The organism is Leifsonia sp. 563 (genome assembly GCF_040545055.1).
Taxonomy (GTDB): Bacteria; Actinomycetota; Actinomycetes; order Actinomycetales; family Microbacteriaceae; genus Leifsonia.
The window spans coordinates 19,626-40,650 of the sequence record NZ_JBEPLE010000004.1; the positions used below are offsets into that span (position 1 = coordinate 19,626).

The 21,025-nt window shown below is 69.8% G+C and carries 23 protein-coding genes; 3 read left to right on the forward strand and 20 right to left on the reverse strand.

The genetic code is table 11. The features are described from left to right. The first annotated feature begins 5 nt into the window (after window positions 1-5). The gene (locus ABIC47_RS12770; protein ID WP_089875482.1) at window positions 6-1,043 is read left to right on the forward strand and encodes an AI-2E family transporter; all 1,038 of its coding nucleotides are present in this window, start codon (window positions 6-8) and stop codon (window positions 1,041-1,043) included. 13 nt (window positions 1,044-1,056) lie between these two features. On the opposite strand, the gene ABIC47_RS12775 is transcribed toward ABIC47_RS12770, so the two are convergent. From ABIC47_RS12775 to ABIC47_RS12820, 10 genes are all read right to left on the reverse strand, one after another. Next, a complete protein-coding gene (locus tag ABIC47_RS12775) occupies window positions 1,057-1,821 on the reverse strand; it encodes an alpha/beta hydrolase (protein WP_354480900.1) in 765 nt (254 codons plus the stop codon). Further along, entirely contained in the window at window positions 1,818-2,117 is a 300-nt protein-coding gene (locus ABIC47_RS12780) for an Rv1322 family protein (protein ID WP_020074981.1), read from the reverse strand. Before ABIC47_RS12780 ends, ABIC47_RS12775 begins: the two co-directional genes overlap by 4 nt. Window positions 2,118-2,198: 81 nt before the next feature. Further along, window positions 2,199-2,903, reverse strand: a complete 705-nt coding sequence (locus ABIC47_RS12785) for an aggregation-promoting factor C-terminal-like domain-containing protein (RefSeq protein WP_231371045.1) — start codon at window positions 2,901-2,903, stop codon at window positions 2,199-2,201. Between the two features lie 54 nt (window positions 2,904-2,957). Continuing rightward, window positions 2,958-3,503 carry a DivIVA domain-containing protein gene (locus ABIC47_RS12790; RefSeq protein WP_018190708.1) on the reverse strand — a complete coding sequence of 182 codons (546 nt, stop codon included), beginning with the start codon at window positions 3,501-3,503 and terminating at the stop codon, window positions 2,958-2,960. Window positions 3,504-3,515: 12 nt separating this feature from the next. Then, window positions 3,516-4,556, reverse strand: a complete 1,041-nt coding sequence (locus ABIC47_RS12795; protein ID WP_354480902.1) for a phosphatidate cytidylyltransferase — start codon at window positions 4,554-4,556, stop codon at window positions 3,516-3,518. A 3-nt stretch (window positions 4,557-4,559) separates the two neighbouring features. Continuing rightward, a complete protein-coding gene (frr, locus tag ABIC47_RS12800) occupies window positions 4,560-5,114 on the reverse strand; it encodes a ribosome recycling factor (RefSeq protein ID WP_018190706.1) in 555 nt (184 codons plus the stop codon). A 101-nt stretch (window positions 5,115-5,215) separates the two neighbouring features. Next, window positions 5,216-5,944 carry a UMP kinase gene (gene pyrH, locus ABIC47_RS12805; protein ID WP_018190705.1) on the reverse strand — a complete coding sequence of 243 codons (729 nt, stop codon included), beginning with the start codon at window positions 5,942-5,944 and terminating at the stop codon, window positions 5,216-5,218. Window positions 5,945-6,072: 128 nt separating this feature from the next. Beyond that, window positions 6,073-6,903 (reverse strand): translation elongation factor Ts, encoded by an 831-nt coding sequence (tsf, locus tag ABIC47_RS12810; protein ID WP_089875480.1) that lies wholly within the window; start codon window positions 6,901-6,903, stop codon window positions 6,073-6,075. A 48-nt stretch (window positions 6,904-6,951) separates the two neighbouring features. Beyond that, window positions 6,952-7,914 (reverse strand): 30S ribosomal protein S2, encoded by a 963-nt coding sequence (gene rpsB / locus ABIC47_RS12815; protein ID WP_354480904.1) that lies wholly within the window; start codon window positions 7,912-7,914, stop codon window positions 6,952-6,954. Window positions 7,915-8,142: 228 nt separating this feature from the next. Beyond that, entirely contained in the window at window positions 8,143-9,645 is a 1,503-nt protein-coding gene (locus tag ABIC47_RS12820; protein WP_081626599.1) for a sugar porter family MFS transporter, read from the reverse strand. 383 nt (window positions 9,646-10,028) lie between these two features. Here ABIC47_RS12820 and ABIC47_RS12825 point away from each other — a divergent pair, with 383 nt between their 5' ends. Beyond that, window positions 10,029-10,523, forward strand: a complete 495-nt coding sequence (locus ABIC47_RS12825) for a murein hydrolase activator EnvC family protein (protein ID WP_354480906.1) — start codon at window positions 10,029-10,031, stop codon at window positions 10,521-10,523. Window positions 10,524-10,919: 396 nt separating this feature from the next. Here ABIC47_RS12825 and ABIC47_RS12830 read toward each other — a convergent pair whose 3' ends face one another. From ABIC47_RS12830 to ABIC47_RS12865, 8 genes are all read right to left on the reverse strand, one after another. Continuing rightward, the gene (locus ABIC47_RS12830; RefSeq protein ID WP_354480908.1) at window positions 10,920-12,038 is read right to left on the reverse strand and encodes a tyrosine recombinase XerC; all 1,119 of its coding nucleotides are present in this window, start codon (window positions 12,036-12,038) and stop codon (window positions 10,920-10,922) included. 103 nt (window positions 12,039-12,141) lie between these two features. After that, the gene (gene dprA, locus ABIC47_RS12835; protein WP_354480910.1) at window positions 12,142-13,530 is read right to left on the reverse strand and encodes a DNA-processing protein DprA; all 1,389 of its coding nucleotides are present in this window, start codon (window positions 13,528-13,530) and stop codon (window positions 12,142-12,144) included. 254 nt (window positions 13,531-13,784) lie between these two features. Further along, window positions 13,785-15,326, reverse strand: coding sequence for a YifB family Mg chelatase-like AAA ATPase (locus tag ABIC47_RS12840; RefSeq protein ID WP_354480912.1), 1,542 nt, complete (start codon window positions 15,324-15,326; stop codon window positions 13,785-13,787). After that, entirely contained in the window at window positions 15,326-15,682 is a 357-nt protein-coding gene (locus ABIC47_RS12845) for a YraN family protein (RefSeq protein ID WP_018190697.1), read from the reverse strand. Before ABIC47_RS12845 ends, ABIC47_RS12840 begins: the two co-directional genes overlap by 1 nt. Window positions 15,683-15,818: 136 nt before the next feature. After that, complete coding sequence (locus ABIC47_RS12850; RefSeq protein ID WP_018190696.1) at window positions 15,819-16,142, reverse strand: DUF2469 family protein; 324 nt, start codon at window positions 16,140-16,142, stop codon at window positions 15,819-15,821. Between the two features lie 85 nt (window positions 16,143-16,227). Continuing rightward, the gene (gene rnhB, locus ABIC47_RS12855; RefSeq protein WP_354480914.1) at window positions 16,228-16,953 is read right to left on the reverse strand and encodes a ribonuclease HII; all 726 of its coding nucleotides are present in this window, start codon (window positions 16,951-16,953) and stop codon (window positions 16,228-16,230) included. 104 nt (window positions 16,954-17,057) lie between these two features. Further along, on the reverse strand, window positions 17,058-17,405 hold the full coding sequence (gene rplS / locus ABIC47_RS12860; protein WP_018190694.1) for a 50S ribosomal protein L19: 348 nt from the start codon (window positions 17,403-17,405) through the stop codon (window positions 17,058-17,060). 226 nt (window positions 17,406-17,631) lie between these two features. Beyond that, window positions 17,632-18,129: a hypothetical protein gene (locus ABIC47_RS12865; RefSeq protein ID WP_089875474.1), complete on the reverse strand. Its 498-nt coding sequence runs from the start codon at window positions 18,127-18,129 to the stop codon at window positions 17,632-17,634. A gap of 96 nt (window positions 18,130-18,225) precedes the next feature. Here ABIC47_RS12865 and map point away from each other — a divergent pair, with 96 nt between their 5' ends. Beyond that, window positions 18,226-18,990, forward strand: coding sequence for a type I methionyl aminopeptidase (gene map / locus ABIC47_RS12870; protein WP_354480916.1), 765 nt, complete (start codon window positions 18,226-18,228; stop codon window positions 18,988-18,990). A gap of 86 nt (window positions 18,991-19,076) precedes the next feature. Here the strand turns inward: map and trmD are convergent, their stop codons facing one another. Together trmD and ABIC47_RS12880 are read right to left on the reverse strand one after the other, a co-directional pair. Continuing rightward, window positions 19,077-19,760, reverse strand: a complete 684-nt coding sequence (gene trmD / locus ABIC47_RS12875; RefSeq protein WP_018190691.1) for a tRNA (guanosine(37)-N1)-methyltransferase TrmD — start codon at window positions 19,758-19,760, stop codon at window positions 19,077-19,079. Between the two features lie 26 nt (window positions 19,761-19,786). Continuing rightward, window positions 19,787-20,998 carry an MFS transporter gene (locus ABIC47_RS12880; RefSeq protein ID WP_354480918.1) on the reverse strand — a complete coding sequence of 404 codons (1,212 nt, stop codon included), beginning with the start codon at window positions 20,996-20,998 and terminating at the stop codon, window positions 19,787-19,789. Window positions 20,999-21,025 lie beyond the last annotated feature (27 nt).

Genomic DNA, 21,025 nt, shown 5'->3' on the forward strand with positions numbered 1-21,025 from the left:
GAACCATGAAGATCCAGAACCCGTTCCGCCTCGGCCTCATCGGCGCCCTCGGAGTCGGGCTCGGGATCCTCATCCTCAGCGCGATCACCAGCCTCGCGACGATCATCACGTACATCGGTGCCGCGCTGTTCCTGGCGCTCGGCATCGAGCCCCTGATCTCGTTCCTCGAGCGCCGCAAGTTCCCGCGCTGGCTGGCCCTCGTCGTCTCGCTCGTGGTCATCATCGGCGCCTTCATCGGCCTGATCTGGGCGATCGTCCCGGTCGCGATCAGCCAGGCCACCCAGCTCGTCCAGAACACCATCACGTGGGTGAACAACGGCGACGCCGAGAAGTGGTTCCTCAGCCTCCAGCATCAGTTCCCCGGCATCGTCAACCAGCAGAACATCGACGCGGTCACCGAGTGGCTGCAGAAGAACCTGCCGGATATCACGTCCAAGGTGCTGCAGACCGGTGTCGGCATCGTCCAGGGCGTGTTCGGCGTCGTGATCGTCCTCATCCTGACCATCTACTTCACGGCTTCGCTGCCGGCGATCAAGCGCTCCGCATACCAGCTCGTCCCGGCCTCCCGCCGGGCGCGGTTCGCCGACCTGGGCGACCAGATCACCGACTCCGTCGGCAAGTACGTCATGGGGCAGGTCCTGCTGGCCCTCGTCAACGGCATCCTGAGCGCGATCTTCCTGACGGTGATCGGCGCGAAGTTCCCCATCCTGCTCGCGTCGATCGCGTTCTTCTTCTCGTTGATCCCGCTGGTCGGAACGATCACCGGTTCCGTGATCATCGTCGCGGTCTGTTTCCTGTCCGGAACACCGACCGCAATCGCCGCGGCGATCTACTACCTGATCTACATGCAGGTGGAGGCGTATGTGCTCAGCCCGCGCATCATGAACCGCGCGGTCTCCGTTCCCGGCGCCCTCGTCGTCGTCGCCGCTCTCGCCGGCGGCACACTGCTCGGCATTCTCGGGGCGCTCGTGGCGATCCCGTTCGCGGCGGCCATCCTGCTGATCGTCAAGCAGGTCGTCATCCCGCGCCAGAACGAACTCTGACGACCTTCACGCTCTAGGACGCGGGCGGCGGCCACTCGGTCGGCAGCGGCAGAGCGGCGGGGTTGATCCGCTGAACGATCTCGCTGAGCACCCGGCGGGTCTGGTTCTCCCCCACCCACAGGTGCTTCCCGCCCTCCACATCGACCAGCTCGATCTGCGGAAGCGGGCGGAACCGCTCGGCCGCCTCCGCCGGACGCAGATAGTCGTCCAGTTCCGGGATCAGCGCGACGATCGGGCGGTGGTCCCCGGCCCACGCGGCCAGGTGCTCCGGCTTCGCCCGGTGCAGAGGCGGAGACAGCAGGATGACGCCGTCGACCGGGAACTCGCGTCCGTACATGAGAGCCAGCTCTGTGCCGAACGACCAGCCGAGGAGCCAGGGATGCGGGAGGCCGCGCTGGGCGACGAACGCCATCGCCGCCTCCACGTCGAACCGCTCGCCGACACCGTGGTCGAAGGAGCCCTGACTGCGTCCGCGCGGCGAGGTGGTGCCGCGGGTGTTGAATCGCAGCACCGCGATGTCCGCCAGCGCAGGAAGCCGGCCGGCCGCCTTGCGCAGGATGTGCGAGTCCATGAACCCGCCGCCGGTCGGGAGCGGGTGGAGCGTGACCAGGGTCGCGACCGGCTCGCGGTCGAGCGGGCTCGCCAGCTCACCGACCAGCGTGAGGCCGTCGGCGGTGTGCAGCTCGATGTCCTCGCGGTGGGCGGGAAGCTCGACGCCTCCGCGGATCTCGACGGGCTCGCCGCTGGTGCTCTGCGTGCTCACGTTCTCGGTCGTCATGCGATCCTCCAGCAGGACTCGTGCCAGTGCCGTCGTGCGGCCAGGTCGGCCGCATCCCCCAGAACGCCGTCGGCGCGCCACGCGACGAGGTGCGCGATGCCTGGCGCGATGTCACGTCCGCAGCCGGGGCACCGATAGCTCTTCTGCGCCTGCGCGGCCGAGACGGGTTGGACGTTCCACTCCACACCGCGCCGCACCTCGGTGCGCCGCCAGCCGGAGAGCAGCCGCTCCAGGCCGTCCGGCTCGTCGTCCTTGCGACCGCCCTGGCGGCCTCGGGGACGGTTGGAACGCGGCATACGACCAGTTTAGGCACGCGGATCGTGCGTGCCGGTCACGGGTGACCGCGGGTCAGCGCGACGCTCAGCTCGAGCCGAGGCTCAGTACCAGCCCTGGCTCTGCCACACGCCCCAGGCGCCGCAGGGAGTGCCGTAGCGCCCGGCGATGTAGCCGAGACCCCAGTTGATCTGCACCGACGCGTCGGTCTCCCAGCCTGGCCCCATCTTGCTGCCGGGGAGCGCCTGCGGGATGCCGTACGCGCCGCTCGGGTTCGACGCGTTGACGCGCCAGCCGGATTCGTGGCTCCACAGGGTGTCGAGGCAGCCCCACTGGTCATCGCCCCACCCGCGCGCCTGCATCATCTGGTAGCCGATGTCCCGGGCGGTGCCGGCGGTCGGAATCGGTGCGCTCGGGGCGGCACCTCCCCCGGACGACTTCTTGGCGGACGGCTTCGGGGTGGGTGTCGGCGTCGGAGTGGGCTTCGGCTTCTCCTTGACCGTGACCGCATCGCGCGTAATGGTCGGGCCGGCTGCATCCGGAGCCGTCAGGTTCTGGGTGGGAGCGCCGTCGTAGCGCTGCGTGGTGGGGATCTCCTGCAGAGACTCCGCGTACGCCGGCGTCGTGGTCGTGCCGGAGAACGGATCGACCACATTGACCAGTGCGAACCCCACGGCGGCGGTGAACGCGAAGCCCAGAAGGGTCGCTCGCGACCGGATGTGCGGTCGCCGGGATCGCTTGAACGCGACGCCGACCGGGTTGGCCGGAGTCAGCGGCACGATCTCTGCTGCTGCTGCTCGTCTACCCACGATCACAGAACGATAACGGACATCGGGCTCAGAACCAAGAATCGACGCCCGCACTCAGCGAACCGCCAGCATGACATCGGTGACGCTGTCGAGCAGCAGATCGACCTGGACCTCCCGGTATCCGCCCCGCTGCTCGCGGAACGTGACCGTCCGGACCTCCTCGACGCTCATCGGCCGGCCGTCCTGGAAATAGCGGACCAGCCGGTTGGCGAACCGGTCGACGTCGTTGCGGTTGTAGCCGAGCGTGAGGAAGCTCACCCGGTCGAACCGGTGCCCGAGCGGACGGTCGAGGCGGTTCAGGACGACCTGCGCGGTCGTGCGCGCCTCCTCGAACCACGAGGCGTCGCCCTGGCGGCTGCGGATGGCCTCGCGCTCCCGGGCCGCGAACGCGTCCTCCAGACGCTCCAGCGCGGCATCCACGTGCGTCGTGGAGTATCCGCCCTTGGCCATCGAGAACGCCGCGTGGCGGATGTCGGCGGCCGTCAGCGAGGGAGCGTCCTCGTCGGCGTCGTACGCCCGGCGCGCCAGCTTGAGGAACTCATCCACCTGTTCGACGTCATAGCCCGGCTTGGACTTGGGGCTGCGGGGGAAGGTGCTCACTCCCCCATTCTGTCATCGGAAGATGAGGAACAGGACGTAGGTGGCCGCCGCCGACGGCAGGATCGAGTCGAGCCGGTCGAGGAAACCGCCGTGACCGGGCAGCCACGAGCTCATGTCCTTGATGCCCAGATCGCGCTTGATGAGCGACTCGGCGAGGTCGCCCGCCGTCGCGGTCAGCAGCAGGACGACGCCGAAGACGATGCCGAACCACCAGACCTCGCCCAGCATGAACACCGACAGCAGGACGCCCGCGATGATCGCCGCGGCGGCCGCTCCGGCGAACCCCTCCCACGTCTTCTTCGGGCTGATGGTCGGCGCCATCGGGTGCTTGCCCCACGACAGGCCGCTCACGTAGGCGCCGGTGTCGACCGAGACGACGAGGATGAGGAACGCGAGCACCCACCACTCGCCGCCCGGCTCCGCGAGGAGCAGGATGACGAAGCTGGCCAGCAGGGTCACGTACAGCTGGGCGAAGACCGACCACAGCAGGTCCCGGCCGAGGGCGCCGGGGCCGCGCCGGGAGGCGGGCACGAACAGCTCCTCGACCAGCCGCCAGACGACGACGAGCAGGATGCCGGCGGTGAGCGCGACGAGCATGCCGCCCGCGTGCAGGAAGAACGTGGCCGGGACGATACCGACCGCGGCGATCACGGTCGGGATGCGGGGCACACGGCGTCCGGACCCGCGGAACGCCTGCGCCAGCTCGAAGCTGGCGAAGCCGGCCATCGCCATCCCGAACACCAGGAAGAGCTCCTTGATGAAGATCAGGCTCACGAGGACCAGCGCGCCGACGGCGAGGCCGATCACGATCGCAAGGATCAGGTTGCGGCCCGTGCGCTCGGCGATCCGCTCGTTCGTGGCATCGAGCTGCGCCTTGCGTGCCTGAACCTGACGCTCGAAGTCGGCGCGGGTGGCCTGCACCTGGGCGCGGAACTCCTCCCGCGAGCGTGCCTTGCCCTTGCGACCGTGCAGTTCAGGCGCGTCGGGAGGCAGCGGTGCTCCCGGCGTCGGCGCCCCCTGCGTCGGCGCCCCGGGGCTGCTCTCGTCGGTCATCGGCTAGACCTCGAGGAGTTCGGCTTCCTTGCGCTTCAGGGCGTCGTCGACCGCGTCGACGTGGGTGCGCGTGATCGCCTCGAGCTCCTTCTCGGCGCGGGCAAGCTCGTCGTCGCCGACCTCGCCCTTCAGCGCATCCAGGTCGTCCTTCGACCGGCGGCGGATGTTGCGCAGCGCGACCTTGGCGTCCTCGCCCTTGCCGCGGACGATCTTGACGAACTCCTTGCGACGGTCCTCGGTGAGCTCGGGCAGAGTGACCCGGACGATCTCGCCGTCGTTGCCGACATTGGCCGAGAGGTTGGGCATGTTGACGATGGCCTTCTCGATGTCCTTCAGCGCCGACTTGTCGTAGGGCGTGACCAGCAGGACGCGGGCCTCGGGGTTCTGGAGGCCGGCCAGCTGGGCGAGCGGCGTCGGCGAACCGTAGTAGTCGACCAGCACCTTCTGGAACAGTGCCGGGTTGGCCCGGCCCGCGCTCACGGTGCCGAAGTCCTCCCTCGCCGCGTCCACGGTCTTGCTCATGCGCTGACGGGCATCGGAAATCACATCCGCGATCACGGTTTCTCCTTCAGATCGGTGGGTCGCTGTCTAGTCTATTGCGCGGTCACGCCGCCGCCGGTGCCGGACCGGCGGCGGCATTGAAGACCAGCGCTGGCCGTTCAGCCGAGGAGAGTGCCGATCTCGGCGCCGAGCAGAGCAGCCGTGACATTGCCGGCCGGCTCGATCCCGAAGATGCGCATCGGCATCCCGTTGTCCATGCACAGGCTGAGGGCCGTCGAGTCGACCGCCTTCAGGTTCTGCTGCAGGGCCTCCTGGTGGCTGATCTGGTCGATCTTGCGCGCATCGGGGTTGGTGCGCGGGTCGTCGTCGTACATGCCGTCGACGCCGTTCTTGGCGACCAGCACGACGTCGGCGCTGATCTCGAGCGCCCGCTGCGCGGCGACCGTGTCGGTCGAGAAGTACGGGAGCCCGGCGCCGGCGCCGAAGATGACGACCCGGCCCTTCTCGAGGTGCCGCTCCGCCCGGCGCGGGATGTACGGCTCGGCGACCTGGGTCATCGAGATCGCCGACTGGACGCGGGTCTCGGCACCCGCCTGCTCCAGGAAGTCCTGCAGCGCGAGCGAGTTCATGACCGTGCCGAGCATGCCCATGTAGTCGGCGCGACCGCGGTCCATGCCGCGCTGGGAGAGCTCGGCCCCGCGGAAGAAGTTGCCGCCGCCGACGACGATGGCGATCTCCACATCCTGTGCCGCCTGCGCGATCTCACGCGCGATGCTGCTGACGATGTCCGGGTTGACGCCGAGCTGTCCGCCGCCGAACGCTTCGCCGGAGAGTTTGAGAAGGACCCTGCGTCGCTGTGAAGGATGTCTCTGGGTGGCTGCCGACATGCGTGAATAGCGTCCTTCCGTGCGTGGTTCTGGTTAAAGCTAGTGGGTGCTCGCGGGAGAGGGACATCCTCCCGCGCACAGAAAAGGAGTCCGGATCGTGTTCACGATCCGGACTCCTTCATGATCTGTTACGCGCCGACCTTGAACCGGGCGAAACCGGTGATGGTCAGGCCCGCATCCTTCACCACCTGGGCGATGGTCAGCTTGTTGTCGCGGGCGTACTCCTGCTCGAGCAGGGCGACCTGCTTGAAGTAGGCGCCGAGGCGGCCCTCGATGATCTTCGGGAGCGCGGCCTCCGGCTTGCCCTCGTTGCGCGAGATCTCCTCGACGATGCGACGCTCGTTCTCGACCTCGTCGGCCGGGACGTCCTCGCGGTTGAGGTAGGTCGGGTTCGCGAACGAGATGTGCTGCGCGATGCTGCGAGCGGTCTCCGCGTCGTCACCGGTGTAACCGAGGACGACACCGACCTGCGGCGGCAGGTCCTTGGAGGTCTTGTGCAGGTAGATCGCGAAGTTATCGCCGTTCACGACGGCGATGCGGCGGAGTTCCACCTTCTCGCCGAGGATGGCGGCCTCGTCACCGATGAGCTCGGCGACGGTCTGGCTGCCGGCGGGGGCCGCGAGGGCCTCCTCGACGGTGGTGGCGCCGGCGGCCGCAGCCGCGTCGAGAACCTTCTCGGACAGGGCGATGAACTTGTCGCCCTTCGCCACGAAGTCGGTCTCGCACGCGAGCTCGATCATGGTGGCGGTGCCGTTGCCGTTCTCCTTGGCGGCGACGAGGCCCTCGCTGGTGGAGCGGTCGGCACGCTTCGCGTTGCCCTTCGCACCCTTCAGGCGCAGGATCTCGGTGGCCTTCTCGATGTCGCCACCGGCCTCCTCGAGGGCCTTCTTGGTGTCGACCATGCCGGTGCCGAGCTGCTCACGGAGAGCCTTGATGTCGGCGATGCTGATGTTTGCCATGTTCTGACTGGAACCTTCTTTTTCTCGAAGACTTCTGGTTGACGCGGGTTACTTGGACTCGGCGTCCGCAGGTGCGTCGGTCTCGACGGTCGACTCGGCCTCGGCCTCGGCGGCCTCGGCGGCCACGACGGCGTCAGCCTCGACAGCGTCCGCCTCGCCCTCGGCGACGACCTCGGCGGAGTCGGCCTTCGCGGCCGCCAGGTCCGCGTCAGCGGCCTTGGCGGTCTCGGCGCTCGACTGCACCTCGTCGGACGACTGCTGCAGGAGCTCCTGCTCCCACTCGGCGAGCGGCTCGGCCGGCTCGGCGCCCTCTTCGGGCTTCTGGTGACGCTGGATGAGGCCCTCGGCCGCGGCGTCGGCCACGATGCGGGTCAGCAGGGTGACGGAGCGGATCGCGTCGTCGTTGCCCGGGATCGGGTACTGGACCTCGTCCGGGTCGCAGTTCGTGTCGAGGATGCCGATGACCGGGATGCCCAGCTTCTTGGCCTCGTCGATCGCGAGGTGCTCCTTCTTGGTGTCGACCACCCAGAGCGCGCTCGGCGTCTTGCTGAGGTTGCGGATGCCGCCCAGCGACTTGTGGAGCTTGTCCAGCTCGCGCTTCTTGATCAGCAGCTCCTTCTTGGTGAAGCCGCTGGTGGTGCCCTCGAAGTCGAGCTCCTCGAGCTCCTTCATGCGGGCGAGGCGCTTGGACACGGTCGAGAAGTTGGTCAGCAGACCACCCAGCCAGCGCTGGTTCACGTAGGGCTGGCCCACGCGGGTCGCCTGCTCGGCGATCGCCTGCTGGGCCTGCTTCTTCGTGCCGACGAAGAGGATGGTGCCGCCGTGGGCGACGGTCTCGCGGACGAAGTCGTACGTCTTGTCGATGTACGCGAGCGACTGCTGCAGGTCGATGATGTAGCTGCCCGAGCGCTCGGTGAGGATGAAGCGCTTCATCTTCGGGTTCCACCGACGGGTCTGGTGTCCGAAGTGGACGCCGCTGTCGAGCAGCTGGCGCATGGTGACGACGGCCATTGCCGTTTCTCCTTTGGTTGCGGTTGTCTGCGACGGCCGGCGGCCGCCACTCCTGGTGCCCCGCGCGCATCCGCATCCCACCGCCCGCACGGCGAGGCCGTCGAGTGGAGTGGGAGACCGGTGGATGCGCGCCCCGCCCGGTGAAAGGCGCCTCTTGCGAGGATCTACGGGCACGCGTAGTCACTCCGACGAGCGGAGCGCTTCAGACATCCTATCAGGAAGCGGGGGTCAGGCGGAGTCTCCGCTGGAGCGCACCTGGACGCCCCGGCGCTTGCCGCCCGCCTCGCGGAAGAGGGTCTCGGCGTGCTCCAGCGCCATCCCGTTCGTCTCCGGGATCTTGAAGAAGACGAAGAAGAACGAGAGGGCGGCGAAGATCGCGTACATGCCGTACGTGAACGGCAGCGAGAAGTCGGCCATGGGCGGGAAGGAGACGGTCACCAGGAAGTTGGCGATCCACTGCGCGGCCGCCGCGACGCCGAGCGCCTTTCCGCGGATCTTGGTCGGGAAGATCTCACCGAGGAGCACCCAGACCAGCGGTCCCCACGACGCGCCGAAGCAGATGACGAAGATGTTCGCGGCGATCAGGGCGATCGGGCCCCACGGGTTCGGCAGCGACACCGCGCCGTCGACCTTGACCGCGAAGGCGAAGGAGAGCGCCATGACGCCGAGCGACAGGGCCATCCCGACAGAGCCGGTCAGCAGGATGGGGCGGCGGCCGACGCGGTCGACGAGCACGATGGCGACGATCGTCACGACGACGTTGGTGACCGAGGTGATCACGGTGATGAGCAGCGAATTGCTCTCGGTGAATCCGACCGCCTTCCACAGCGTGGTCGAGTAGTAGAAGATCACGTTGATGCCGACGAACTGCTGGAAGACGGACAGGATGATGCCGATCCAGACGATCGGCTTGAGGCCCAACCGGTTGCCCGCGAGGGTGGCCTTCGCGCCCTCCTTGTCCTCCTGGATGGCGCGCTCGATGTCGCCGATCTGGCGGTCGATGTCCTCTTCGGGGACGAGCGTGGTGAAGATCTCCCGTGCCTCGTCGTGGCGCCCGTTGGCGAGCAGGAAGCGGGGCGACTCGGGCAGTGTCAGGGCGAGGATGCCGTAGACGACCGACGGGATCACGCCGACCAGGAACATCCACCGCCACGCCTCGAGCCCGAACCAGAGCTGCTGGGAGGCGGACCCGGCCACGCCGGCGAGGAGGGCGTCCGAGAGCAGGGCGACGAAGATACCGATCGTGATAGCCAGCTGCTGCAGCGAGGCCAGTCGGCCACGGGACTGCCGCGGCGAGATCTCGGCGATGTAGGCGGGCGCGACGACGGACGCGATGCCGATGCCGAGACCGCCGATGACGCGCCAGAACCCGAGATCCCAGGCGGAGAACGCGAGGCCGGCTCCGATGGAGCTGGCGAGGAACAGCACCGCGCCGAGGAGCATCACCTTGAGGCGCCCCCAGCGGTCGGCGAGGCGACCGGCGATGAAGGCGCCGACGGCGCAGCCCAGCAGGGCGATGGCGACGATGAACCCGGTGACGAAGGCATTCAGCGCGAAGCTCTTCTGGATCGAGTCGACCGCGCCGTTGATGACCGACGAGTCGAAACCGAACAGGAACCCGCCGACCGCCGCTGCGATCGCCAGTCCGGTGACTCTCCGCCGCATCGCCGCCGTGGGCCGTGGTGCGTTCTCGTCGCTCGTGGCGGCTGCGTTCCTGCTCTCTTCAGTCATGTCATCCCTTTTTCGGTTGTGCGGCCCACTGTTCGCGGCTCCCGGTCGGGGGGCGGCGAGGGCGAATCTCACGGTACGCCGCGAACGGGCCGGGGAGAACCGTCGGCCACTGGCGTGTCCACAGACGGGTCCCGCGCGGACTTGTCCACCGGTTCGGGATGCGCCCGAGCGACCGGTGGCCGCACCAGCGAGGGTGGAAGGACGGCTCGACGGAAGGCGGACGGATGCGATTGCACGACGAGACTGGTGGCATGCGGCTCAACCGTGGTGCGCGCGGGCGCCGAAGGCGATCGCGGGCGGCCCCGCCGCGTTGGTGTGTCGTGCTCTGTGCGCTCATCCTGTGCGTGCTGCTCCTTCCGGCCGGAGCCGCCGGTGCGAGTGCGATGAGTGATTCCGTCAGTCCGCCGACGGACCTCCTGGCCGACCGGGCGGGCTCCGCACAGCGGCCGGCGGCGTCCGATCACGGGGCGCAGTGGATATGGCCCGTCGCCGACCCCGCGGTTTCAGCGCCGTATGCGGCACCTCCGACGCGGTACGCCGCGGGCCATCGCGGCATCGACCTGACGGCGACGGCGGGGGCTCCTCTGATCGCGCCGGATGGCGCGACCGTACGCTTCGCCGGGATGGTCGTGGATCGCCCGGTGCTGACTCTCGACCACGGCGGCGGGGTCCTGTCGAGCTTCGAGCCGGCGTCGTCGGACCTCCCGGAGGGTTCGCCGGTCGTCCGAGGCGCGGTCATCGGAGTCGTCGGGTCGGGCGGGCACTGCGGCACGGCGTGCGTCCACGTGGGTGTCCGCGTGAACGGAGAGTACGTGTCGCCGATGCTGTTCTTCGGGCGGGTGCCGCCCGCCATCCTCCTGCCGCTCGGAGGCGGGTGAGCTCCGCCTGGCGGCAGCCCATGGAGCCAGGTCCGGGTGGGTCGGGATGTGCTTGTGGGGCAGGCCTGTCAGCCCGGTCCGGGCGGGTCGGGGATGTGCAGGTGGGGCGGGCCTGTCAGCCCGGTCCGGGTAGGTCGGGGATGTGCAGGTGGGGCAGGCCTGTCAGCCCGGTCCGGGTAGGTCGGGGATGTGCTGGTGGGGCAGGCCTGTCAGCCCGGTCCGGGTAGGTCGGGGATGTGCTGGTGGGGCGGGCCTGTCAGCCCGGTCCGGGTAGGTCGGGGATGTGCTGGTGGGGCGGGCCCGCAAGCCCAGCCGGCCGAACGCGCGGGTGGGTGGAGGGGCCCGGGTCGGCGGAGCGGCCCGGTTCGCGCGCCCGGGCGGGCGGAGGGGCCTGGTTCAGGCGCGCGGGTGGGCGATCCGGTACGCCTCTTTGAGCCGTTCGGTCGAGACGTGGGTGTAGATCTGGGTGGTGCCGAGGCTGGCGTGGCCGAGCAGCTCCTGCACCGCTCGGAGGTCTGCCCCGCCGTCGAGCAGGTGCGTGGCGGCGGTGTGGCGGAGGGCGTGGGGCCCGGACGGCCCTCGCCCCGGCACGTCGGCGAGAAGACCGGCGACCAGCTCGTAGACGGCGCGGCTCCCGAGCCGCGCCCCGCGCGCACCGAGGAACAGCGCGGGCCCTGACCCGGCAACGGCGAGCCGCGGACGCCCGCCCGACAGCCAGGCACGGATGGCCCGCAGTGCCGGCACCCCGAAGGGCACGACGCGTTCCTTCGACCCCTTGCCGATCACGCGGACGGTCAGTCGGCCGAGGTCCACATCGTCGACGTCGAGCCCAGTGAGCTCGGACACGCGGATCCCGGCCGCGTAGAGCAACTCGATCACCGCCACATCACGCAGCGAACCCGGGTCCCCATCCTCTGCCCGTGCGGCGAGCGCCGCGAGGATCTCGTCCATCTGCTCCCGCGTGATGACTCTCGGAAGCGTCTTGTCCGCTTTCGGGGACCGCAACCGCGCGGCCGGGTCCACGACCGCATGTTCGGCGGCGGTCCCAGCCGCTTCCGGATCCAGGGCCGCGCGACCTGGAGCCGACGCTGCCGGGGCCACGACCGCGTGATCCCGAGCCGTCCCCGCGGGCTCGCTGCTTGCTGCGGAGACATCCCCGATCCCGTCGCCTGCCCCGGCAGAACTGTCGGGTGCAACGCGTCCACCGAGCGCCCCACCGGTCGAGCCGGCCTTTCCGGGCGTCTCGGCTTGGCGCGTGACCCATGCGCTGAAGCCGCGGACCGACGCCGCCCGCCGCGCGAGCGTCGACTTCGCGAGGCCCCGCTTGGAACCCTCCCAGAGCCAGTCCCGGTAGAGGTCGAGAGTCAGTGCGTCCGCGGTCGCGACGCCCCGTTCCGCCGCAAAGGCGGCGAGCGCCCCCAGATCTGACCGATAGGCGCGGATCGTCTGCGGCGAGTACCCGCGCTCCACCCGCAGGTGCCGCTCGTACTGCTCGATGGCCGCATCCAGACTCACCTCCCCAGCTTGACCCCGGACCGTCTCCGGGGTGGGCAGCGACGCGCGTTCTGCGAGACGCGACGGACCGGAGCCACTTTGCCTCTCGTCCACGGACGGGCTGTCACGCATGCCTCCGTTCGCTGAGCGACCAACCTCCGCCGCTCTCCCGGGCTCGGCCGGCGAGGTCGAGCCGGCCGAGGATCGCGGCCACAGTCGTGAAGGGCAGCGACGACCGCGCGGCGATCTCGTCTGCGCTGGCGCCCCGCGCGGATGCCAGAGCCGACAGGACGGCGCCCTCCGCATCTCCGCAGTCCGGCGGCACCTCCACGGTGTCGACGGCCGCCGCGCCCGGCTCGCCGCTCGGGCCGGTTCCCAGGGGGTCTGCGAGCTCCGCCATCTCGTCGGCCGACGTGACGCAGATGGCCGCGTACTCCCGGATGAGACGGTGGCACCCGGCCGACGCGGGCGAGAGGATGCTTCCCGGCACAGCGCCCAGCGGTCGCCCGAGCTGGGCGGCGTGACCTGCGGTGTTGAGGGATCCGGACCGTCGCCCCGCCTCGACTACCACCGTCGCACTCGCCGCTGCGGCGATCAACCGATTGCGCATCAGGAACCGCCACCGGGTCGGCGCGTTTCCCGGAGGGAGTTCGGCCGCGAGCACACCCTCCCGGGAGACACGGCGGAGCAGATCGCTGTTGCCCGCCGGATACAGACGGTCGACTCCTCCGGCGAGGAACGCCACGGTCAGCCCGCCGCTCGCCAGCGTGGCGCGATGTGCCGCCGCGTCGATCCCGTATGCACCGCCGGACACGACTGCGAACCCCCGCCCGACCAGTCCGGCCGCCGCCTCCATCGCCACGTGCTCCCCGTAGTCGGTCGAGGCGCGTGCCCCGACGAGAGCGACGGAACGGTCCAGCCGCGCCAAGCGCTCTGGATCGCCGCGGATCCACAGCGCGAGTGGTTCGCCGTCCTCAAGCGCCGCGAAACCCTCCGGCCAGACTTCCGTGTCGGGTGTCAGCAGAACCGCACCCAGCCGCGCCGCCCGTTCAAGGGCTCGGCACGACTCCTCCAGGGAGAGCCGCACCCGCCACCGCGCGAGGCATTCGGCGATCCGACGCACCGCCCGCGCATCGACCTGCGGCCGCTCCGGCGAGAGGCTCTCGAACGCCGACAGCAAACTGCCGGCCGCTCCCCCGCTGCCGTCGGTGTCGAACCGGTGCCCGAACTGCTCGCCTGCACCCTCCAGAGAGAGCGCCAAGTCCTCCCCAGGAGGGAGCGGCACCACGTCGGCGTGACGCGTGAGGCGCAGCACGTGCTCCGCATCATGCTCCTCCACGATCGCTCGAAGCAGGCCGACCGCACCCAGCGCACCCACCAGGCGCCCCGCCTCCAGGTCTCCTGGTTCGATCGCCGTCGTCAACGCGGCTCTGGCGAACCGCTCGGCGCTCAGCTCGGACGACTCCGCTCCCCTGTCGGGCGAACTGGACACCGCTGCAACCAGGCGCGCCACGTCGCCATCGGACAGGCCCGCGAATACGGATCCGGAGCGACGTCCCCCGCAAGGTGGCGACGGCACGCCGGTGCGTGCGCCCCCGACCGGCGGGTCATCCACCGCTCCCGGCGCCTCCGCCCTTCTCTCGTCCGATGCCTTCGCCCCGTCGCACGCCGGCCCGTTCGTCGCGTCCGTATCATCCGGCAGCGCCCCGCTCCCGCTTCGCCCAGCCGTCGCAAGCCGGGAGACCGCGCATGCGCCGCACGCGGCGCTCATGCGCTGATCCCGCGCCGCAGGAACAGCGCACGGCCGACGTGGTCCACATCTGGTGACCCCGCGCCGTCGAGGTCGGCGAGGGTCCACGCGAGGCGCAAGGTCCGGTCGTAGCCGCGCATCGTGATGCCGCCGCGCTCCAACGCCCGGTCGAGTGGCGCGATCGCCGACGCCCCGAGCCGGCGGTCGCCGGATCGCAGCCAGCTGCCGGCCACGTCAGCGTTGCGCACCCAGCCCGTCCCGCGGAGTCGTTCGAGCGCGCTGGCCCTGGCCGACTCGACGCGAGCTCGGAGTTCGCTGCTGGTCAGGCCCGGCGCGTGGACGTCCGAGGCCGCATGGAGGGCGGCCAGGCCCAATCGCCGTACGGTGAGACGGATGTCGACGCGATCCATCAGCGGCCCGGACATCCGGGCGAGGTAGCGTCTTCGGGCCATCGGCGAGCATGTGCACTCCGCATCCGCCGAACCGTAGTGGCCGCACGGACAGGGGTTCGACGCGAGCACCAACTGGAACCGCGCCGGAAACGACGCGGCACCACGTGCACGATGGATGGTGATGCTGCCGTTCTCCAACGGTTGCCGGAGCGCATCGAGCACGGACGGCGGGAACTCGGCCGCTTCGTCGAGAAACAGCACCCCGTGCGTAGCCCGGACGATCGCGCCGGGGGTGATCCGCCCGCTGCCCCCGCCGACCAGCGAGACGGCCGATGCCGTGTGGTGAGGCGCTTCGAACGGCGGTCGCCGCACCAGTTCTGCGCCGACGCCCAAACCGGTGAGCGAACGGATGCACGTCGCTTCCAACGCGTCGGCACCGGCCAGGTCCGGCAACAGGGACGGAAGGCGCCGGGCGAGCATCGTCTTGCCCGCCCCTGGAGGACCGACCATCGCCAGATGATGACCGCCCGCCGCGGCGGCGACCAGCGCCTCGACGGCTTCGCCGTTGCCGGACACCTCGGCCATGTCCGGCTCCGGTGCTGCTCGTTGTTCCGACACCGCCGGGAGAACCGGTTCCTCATCCACCGGATCGAGCTCGGCGCCGTGCACGATCGCCGCGGCGCGCAATCCCGTCACCCCCACCACCTCGATGCCCTCGACGAGACATGCCTCATCGAGGTTGCCCGCGGGAACGAGGACCCGCTCGAACCCTGCTTCGCGCGCCGCGAGGACGGCCGGGAGCACGCCCGCCACCGGACGCAGCCGCCCGTCAAGTCCCAGTTCACCGAGGTGGACCGCTCGCCCCGCCGAGGCCGGCGGTACGACGCCCGCCGCAGACAGCGAGGCGATCGCGATGGCGAGATCGAAGCCGGACCCCTGCTTCGGGAGCGCGGCCGGCGACAGATTGACCGTCAGCTTCTTCTGCGACAGGGAGCAACCGGCATTCACCGCGGCCGCTCCGACCCGCTTCCGCGACTCCCCCAGCGCCGTGTCGGGCAGCCCGATGAGGATGAATGCCGGCAGACCTGCCGAGATGTCGGCCTCCACTTCGACCACGTGGCCGCGCAACCCGTCGAGAGCGATGGCGAACGTGCGTGCGAGCACCATCAGGCGATCCCGGTCAGGTGCTCGACGACCGGCCGGTCGCTCCACGCATCGGTCACGGCGACCGCATCGATGCGGACCGCGACAGCCCCGGGCTCCCGTTCGCGACACCACGCGGCTGCCAGTCGCCGCAGGCGGGCCGCCTTACGCGACGTGATCGCCTCGAACGGATGCCCGAACGTCAGCGACGACCGCGTCTTCACCTCCGCGAACACCATCGTCGTGCCGCGCCGCAGCACCAGATCGAGCTCACCCGACGGGCACCGCCAGTTGCGGTCGATGAGGGTGTACCCGTTCTCCTGCAGCCACTCCGCAGCGACCTGCTCGCCGCGACGGCCCAATTCGTCTTTCTCAGCCATGTCAACCTCCGCATCCAGCCTCGGCTGGTGGGCCGGTCGGCGGAGCGGGAGGGACAGATCTGTGGAAAGACCGCGAGGAGCAGGGGCTGTGAACAGGTGGAGCGTGAACGCTCAGTCGCTCACGAGAGCACGGCGATCACTCGTCGAGCGCGAGCTCCTTGGGCAGCTCGAACTCCTTGGAGGAGAGCTCCTCGATGTTGACGTCCTTGAAGGTCAGGACGCGCACGGACTTCACGAAGCGGTCGGCCCGGTACACGTCCCATACCCAGACGTCGTTCATGGTCAGCTCGAAGTAGAAGTCGTGCTCCGTATCGCGGCGCACGAACTCCACCTCGTTCGCCAGATAGAAACGTCGTTCCGTCTCGATCACATACTTGAACTGCGAGACGACGTCCCGGTACTCGCGATACAAAGCCAACTCGACCTCGCGGTCGTAGTCGTCGAACTCGTCTTCATCCATCGTCCGTCAAGTCTATGCCGCTCGGACGACTCGCGCGTCGGTCGCGGTCACGCTGTGGACGAACCGACGGATCAACCGGGCCGGATCACTCGGGGATGTCGATCAGCGCCGGCTGCTTCAGCCACGTCATCCGGTGCAGCGCGCTCGGGCCCAGCTCTGCGATGGCGGCGAAGTGCTCCGGGGTCGAGTACCCCTTGTTGCTCGCCCACCCGTAGCCCGGATACTCGGTGTCGTGCGCGATCATCATGCGGTCACGATGCACCTTGGCGATGACGGACGCGGCGGCGACGGAGGCGCAGTCCCGGTCGGCCTTGATGCGCGTGACGACCCTCGCCGGCCGCATCAGAGCCGGGTTCAGATAGTCGTAGTTGCCGTCGAGGATGAGCGTGCTGTCGTGCACGACGGCGCCCTGCTCCTCCAGCTGGGCGAGGGCGCGCGCTCCCGCCAAACCCAGGCAGCGCATGATCCCGAGCGAGTCGACCTCGGCGGCAGTCGCCAGACCGACGGCGTGGTGCATGGCCCACTTGCGGCACAGCGGGTCGAGCGATTCCCGGACAGGCTCGGGCAGGAGCTTGGAGTCGCGCAGCCCCGGCGGGATGCGCTTCACGGCCGTGTCGATGACGACCATCCCGACCGCGACGGGGCCTGCGAGCGCTCCGCGGCCGACCTCGTCGACGGCGACGATGGAGGTCACGCCCTCTCGATAGAGGGCCTTCTCGAACCGCAGGGACGGCGACACCGGGGTCATCATGCGTTCCTCGTCCTCCGCCCTCTCGATCTGCGGGAAGCCTCGCGTTCCATTGTCACTCATCGGCGGGTGCCGTTCGTACACGACGCGGTCAGCCGCTCCGGAAACGACAGAGCCCCCGGATCCATACAGGATTCGGGGGCTCTCGACGCTTGGGCGCGCGGAGATCAGTTCTCGCGCTTCTCCTTGATCTTCGCCTTCTTGCCGCGGAGCTCGCGCAGGTAGTAGAGCTTCGCGCGACGGACGTCACCGCGGGTGACGACCTCGATCTTGTCGATGACCGGGGAGTGGACCGGGAAGGTGCGCTCGACACCCACCTGGAAGCTGATCTTGCGGACCGTGAAGGTCTCGCGGACGCCCTCGCCGGAGCGGCCGATGACGACGCCCTGGAAGACCTGGACGCGAGAGCGGTTGCCCTCGATGATGTTCACGTGCACCTTGACGGTGTCGCCGGCGCGGAACTCGGGGATGTCCTGCTTGAGGGACGCGGCGTCGAGCTGGTCGAGGATGTGCATGGGTGTTCGCTCTCTGTACCCGCCACAGGTCGGGAACGGACTCGGGGCCGGCTCCGATCAGGAGTGTCGGCCGTCTGGGTTCGGTAAGTGGGTGTCCGCGAGAAGTGCTGGCTCCCCCGTGGCAGAGCGTGGCCGCGGCACAACGATCAATTCTGCCATGCGCGGCACCTGTTTGCCAAAGCGCACGGAATCGGATGCCGAAACAGCACACCCGACGCGCGGGTCGTCACTCGCGGTCGCGGCGCTCCTCGATGACGATGTACTCGCCTCCGTCGACCGACTCACCGGGTGGCGGCGGGACCTCGCGGGGCTGGGCGGCACGCTGGTAGGCCTCGAACGTCATGGCGACACGAGCGCGCGTCTCGGTCAGGAGCTCCCATAGCACCACCCAGAAGATGGCGATGAACAGCAGGATGCCCAGCACGGCCAGCCAGCCGGTCAAACCGGCCGGGAAGAACCCGAACGCGATGATCGCCAGATGCCAGGCGCCGAACAGGCCGACGTCGTACCAGGAGACCGCGCGACTCTCGCGTACGCTGCGCCGGGCCATCACGATGCCGCCCACGACCAGCATGGCGACGAACAGGATGGGGCAGAGCAGCAGGAGGCCGAGGAACGACCAGCCGCTCCCCTGGCTGAAGGCGGCCCAGCCGACCAGCAGCCACGCCGGCAGCACCACGGCGGACGGGAAGAGCCACCAGTAGAACGCCTTGCGGATGATCACGCGCCCAGCGTAGCCGGGGTCGGCTGTGCTGCGGCTGCGCGTTTGCCGGACGCCCACCTGCGAGACTGGTGGGGTACGACACCGAGAGGAGCCACCGTGATCGAGCTGAGGACGCCCGCCGAGATCAAGCAGATGCGGCCGGCCGGCCGCTTCGTCGCCGATGTGCTCGCGCAGACGGCTGCGGCTGCCCACGTCGGCGTGAATCTGCTGGAGCTGGATGCGCTCGCGCACGACCTCATCCGTCGCCGCGGCGCCGAGTCCTGCTACATCGACTACCACCCGTCGTTCGGGGCGAGCCCGTTCGGCAAGGTGATCTGCACCTCCGTCAACGATGCCGTGCTGCACGGCCTCCCGCACGACTACCGGCTGCAGGACGGCGACCTGCTGACCCTGGACTTCGCCGCGAGCGTGGACGGCTGGGTCGCCGACTCGGCCGTGAGCCTGGTCGTCGGCACGCCGCGGGACGAGGACCTCCGTCTGATCGACACCACCCGCCGCGCGCTCACGGCGGGCATCGAAGCGGCACAGCCCGGCGGCAGGATCGGCGACATCTCCGCCGCCATCGCCGCCGTCGCTCACGCGGAGGGCTACTCGATCAACACGCAGTTCGGCGGCCACGGCGTCGGCCGGACGATGCACGGCGACCCGCACATCTCGAACGACGGACGCGCCGGCCGCGGCTATCCCCTGCGCCCGGGCCTCGTCGTCGCGATCGAGCCGTGGTTCCTGGAGACGACCGACGAGATCTACACCGACCGAGACGGCTGGACGCTCCGCAGCGCCGACGGCTCCCGCGGCGCGCACTCCGAGCACACCGTCGCCATCACCGACGACGGCCCCCTCGTCCTCACCGCCCCCTGACCCCACCGTCGAGCACACGAAGACTGCACGCGAATCACGTTGCGAGCGTGCAGTTTGTGCGTACTCGACGGGGGGGGTGGAAGGGGTTACGGGAGGAGATCCGGGCGGACGGCGCGCGTGCGCTCGAGCTGCTGCTCGCGACGCCACGCGTCGACGGCCCCGTGGTTGCCGGAGAGCAGCACGGGAGGCACCTCCCGGCCACGCCAGACGGCGGGCTTGGTGTAGCTGGGGTACTCGAGCAGGCCGTCCTCGTGCGACTCCTCGACGAGGCTCTCGGGGTTGCCGACGACGCCCGGGATGAGCCGGCCGACCGCCTCGATCATCGCCATCGTCGCGACCTCGCCGCCGTTGAGCACGTAGTCGCCGATGCTCATCAGCCGCACCCGCGCACGAGCCGCCGTGTCGTCGAAGACGCGCTGGTCGATCCCCTCGTAGCGTCCGCAACCGAACACGATGTGCTGCTCCTGGGCCAGCTCGCGCGCGATCGATTGGGTGAAGACCTCGCCTGCGGGCGACGGGAAGATCACGACGGGATCGGATGCGCCGTCCAGGATGCCGTCAAGCGCCTCGCCCCACGGCTCCGGCTTCATGACCATCCCGGCTCCCCCGCCGTACGGGGTGTCGTCGACCGTCCGGTGGCGGTCGTGCGTGTAGTCGCGCAGGTCGTGGACGCCGAGCTCGATGAGGCCGGACTGCCGGGCCTTGCCGAGCAGGGAGATGTCGAGCACATCGAAGAAGGTCGGGAAGATCGTGACGATGTCGATGCGCATGGGGAAAGTCTAGAAGGGCGCCGGCGCTAGGCCGGGACGACCGCCAGCTCGCGGTCGCGCGGGACGAGCGGGGTCGCCACCGCGGGACACAGCGCGACGGCCGCGAACGCGATGGGATACCCGACCCAGCCGATCAGCGCCCCGACGGCCGGCCCGACGACCGATGCGGCGAGGAACTGGCCGGTGTTCTGCGCTCCGAGGGCACGCCCCGACCAGAAGGGGCCGGCGATCTCGGCGACCGACGTGTAGGCCAGGCCGTTGTCGGCGACCGTGACGATCGCCGCGACGATGAGGATGACGGCGGCCGCGACGGACCCGAGGGCGGACGCCGCCGCCATCAGCAGCATGACCGCGACGGCGCACACGCTGACCCACCGCAGCGGCCGCAGGTGGCTGCCGACCCGGTCGCTCAGCACGCCGACGCCGATGCGGCCGATGGCGCCGGCGAACTGGCTCACCCCGATGACGATGCCCGCCGCCAGCGACGAGAAGTGCAGCTGCGACACGAGCCAGACCAGCCCGAAGGTGGAGACGGTGAACTGCGGGACGACGAGCAGCATGGAGACCGCGTGGATGCGCCACAGCAGCGACGTCTCGCGGTACGGCCGCCACACGGCCTGAGGATGCGCGTCCTCCCCCTCGGCGGCCTTCCGCGGCGGTCGCGGCGGGTCGACGATCCCGATCGCGCAGAGCACCGCGGACGCGCCGCAGAGGACGGCCGGCACGATCAGCGCGGCGGTGATCCCGCCGTTGGCCGCGAGCAGCGGCACGCTGACCGCGGCGATCGCCACGCCGAGCGGCTGGCACATCTGGCGGATGCCCATCGCCAGCCCGCGCCGCTCTTTCGGGAACCAGCCGATGACCACGCGCCCGCTCGCCGCGTTCGGGCTGGCGGACGCCATCCCTCCGACCAGGAACAGCGCGCCGAGCGCGACGTACGAGTCGACGAACATCGCGGCGACGGCCGCCAGTGCGGTGAGGGCGAGCCCCGACGCGATGACCCAGCGCTCGCCGATCCGGTCGCTCAGCGCTCCCCACGCGATCAGGGTGAGCACGAGGCCCAGAGTGGGAGCGGACGCGAGCAGACCCGCCTGCGCCAGGCTCAGCCCGCGCTCGGTGTGCAGCAGCGGGATGAGGAACGCCGGCGTGGAGACGAAGACGGTCGAGCTCGCCTGGGCGAGGACGCCGAAGGCCAGCATGAGCCACGGACGGGGACGGCGCACGGTTCGGGCGAACATGGGTATACCCTAGCGGTATACCAAGTC

Coding starts and splice junctions, on each gene's coding strand:
- ABIC47_RS12770 (WP_089875482.1), top strand. CDS start 6: ATGAAGATCCAGAACCCGTTCCGCCTCGGCCTCATCGGCGCCCTCGGA.
- ABIC47_RS12775 (WP_354480900.1), bottom strand. CDS start 1,821: ATGACGACCGAGAACGTGAGCACGCAGAGCACCAGCGGCGAGCCCGTC.
- ABIC47_RS12780 (WP_020074981.1), bottom strand. CDS start 2,117: ATGCCGCGTTCCAACCGTCCCCGAGGCCGCCAGGGCGGTCGCAAGGAC.
- ABIC47_RS12795 (WP_354480902.1), bottom strand. CDS start 4,556: ATGACCGACGAGAGCAGCCCCGGGGCGCCGACGCAGGGGGCGCCGACG.
- pyrH (WP_018190705.1), bottom strand. CDS start 5,944: ATGTCGGCAGCCACCCAGAGACATCCTTCACAGCGACGCAGGGTCCTT.
- tsf (WP_089875480.1), bottom strand. CDS start 6,903: ATGGCAAACATCAGCATCGCCGACATCAAGGCTCTCCGTGAGCAGCTC.
- rpsB (WP_354480904.1), bottom strand. CDS start 7,914: ATGGCCGTCGTCACCATGCGCCAGCTGCTCGACAGCGGCGTCCACTTC.
- ABIC47_RS12820 (WP_081626599.1), bottom strand. CDS start 9,645: ATGACTGAAGAGAGCAGGAACGCAGCCGCCACGAGCGACGAGAACGCA.
- ABIC47_RS12825 (WP_354480906.1), top strand. CDS start 10,029: ATGAGTGATTCCGTCAGTCCGCCGACGGACCTCCTGGCCGACCGGGCG.
- ABIC47_RS12840 (WP_354480912.1), bottom strand. CDS start 15,326: ATGGTGCTCGCACGCACGTTCGCCATCGCTCTCGACGGGTTGCGCGGC.
- ABIC47_RS12845 (WP_018190697.1), bottom strand. CDS start 15,682: ATGGCTGAGAAAGACGAATTGGGCCGTCGCGGCGAGCAGGTCGCTGCG.
- ABIC47_RS12850 (WP_018190696.1), bottom strand. CDS start 16,142: ATGGATGAAGACGAGTTCGACGACTACGACCGCGAGGTCGAGTTGGCT.
- rnhB (WP_354480914.1), bottom strand. CDS start 16,953: ATGAGTGACAATGGAACGCGAGGCTTCCCGCAGATCGAGAGGGCGGAG.
- rplS (WP_018190694.1), bottom strand. CDS start 17,405: ATGCACATCCTCGACCAGCTCGACGCCGCGTCCCTCAAGCAGGACATC.
- trmD (WP_018190691.1), bottom strand. CDS start 19,760: ATGCGCATCGACATCGTCACGATCTTCCCGACCTTCTTCGATGTGCTC.
- ABIC47_RS12880 (WP_354480918.1), bottom strand. CDS start 20,998: ATGTTCGCCCGAACCGTGCGCCGTCCCCGTCCGTGGCTCATGCTGGCC.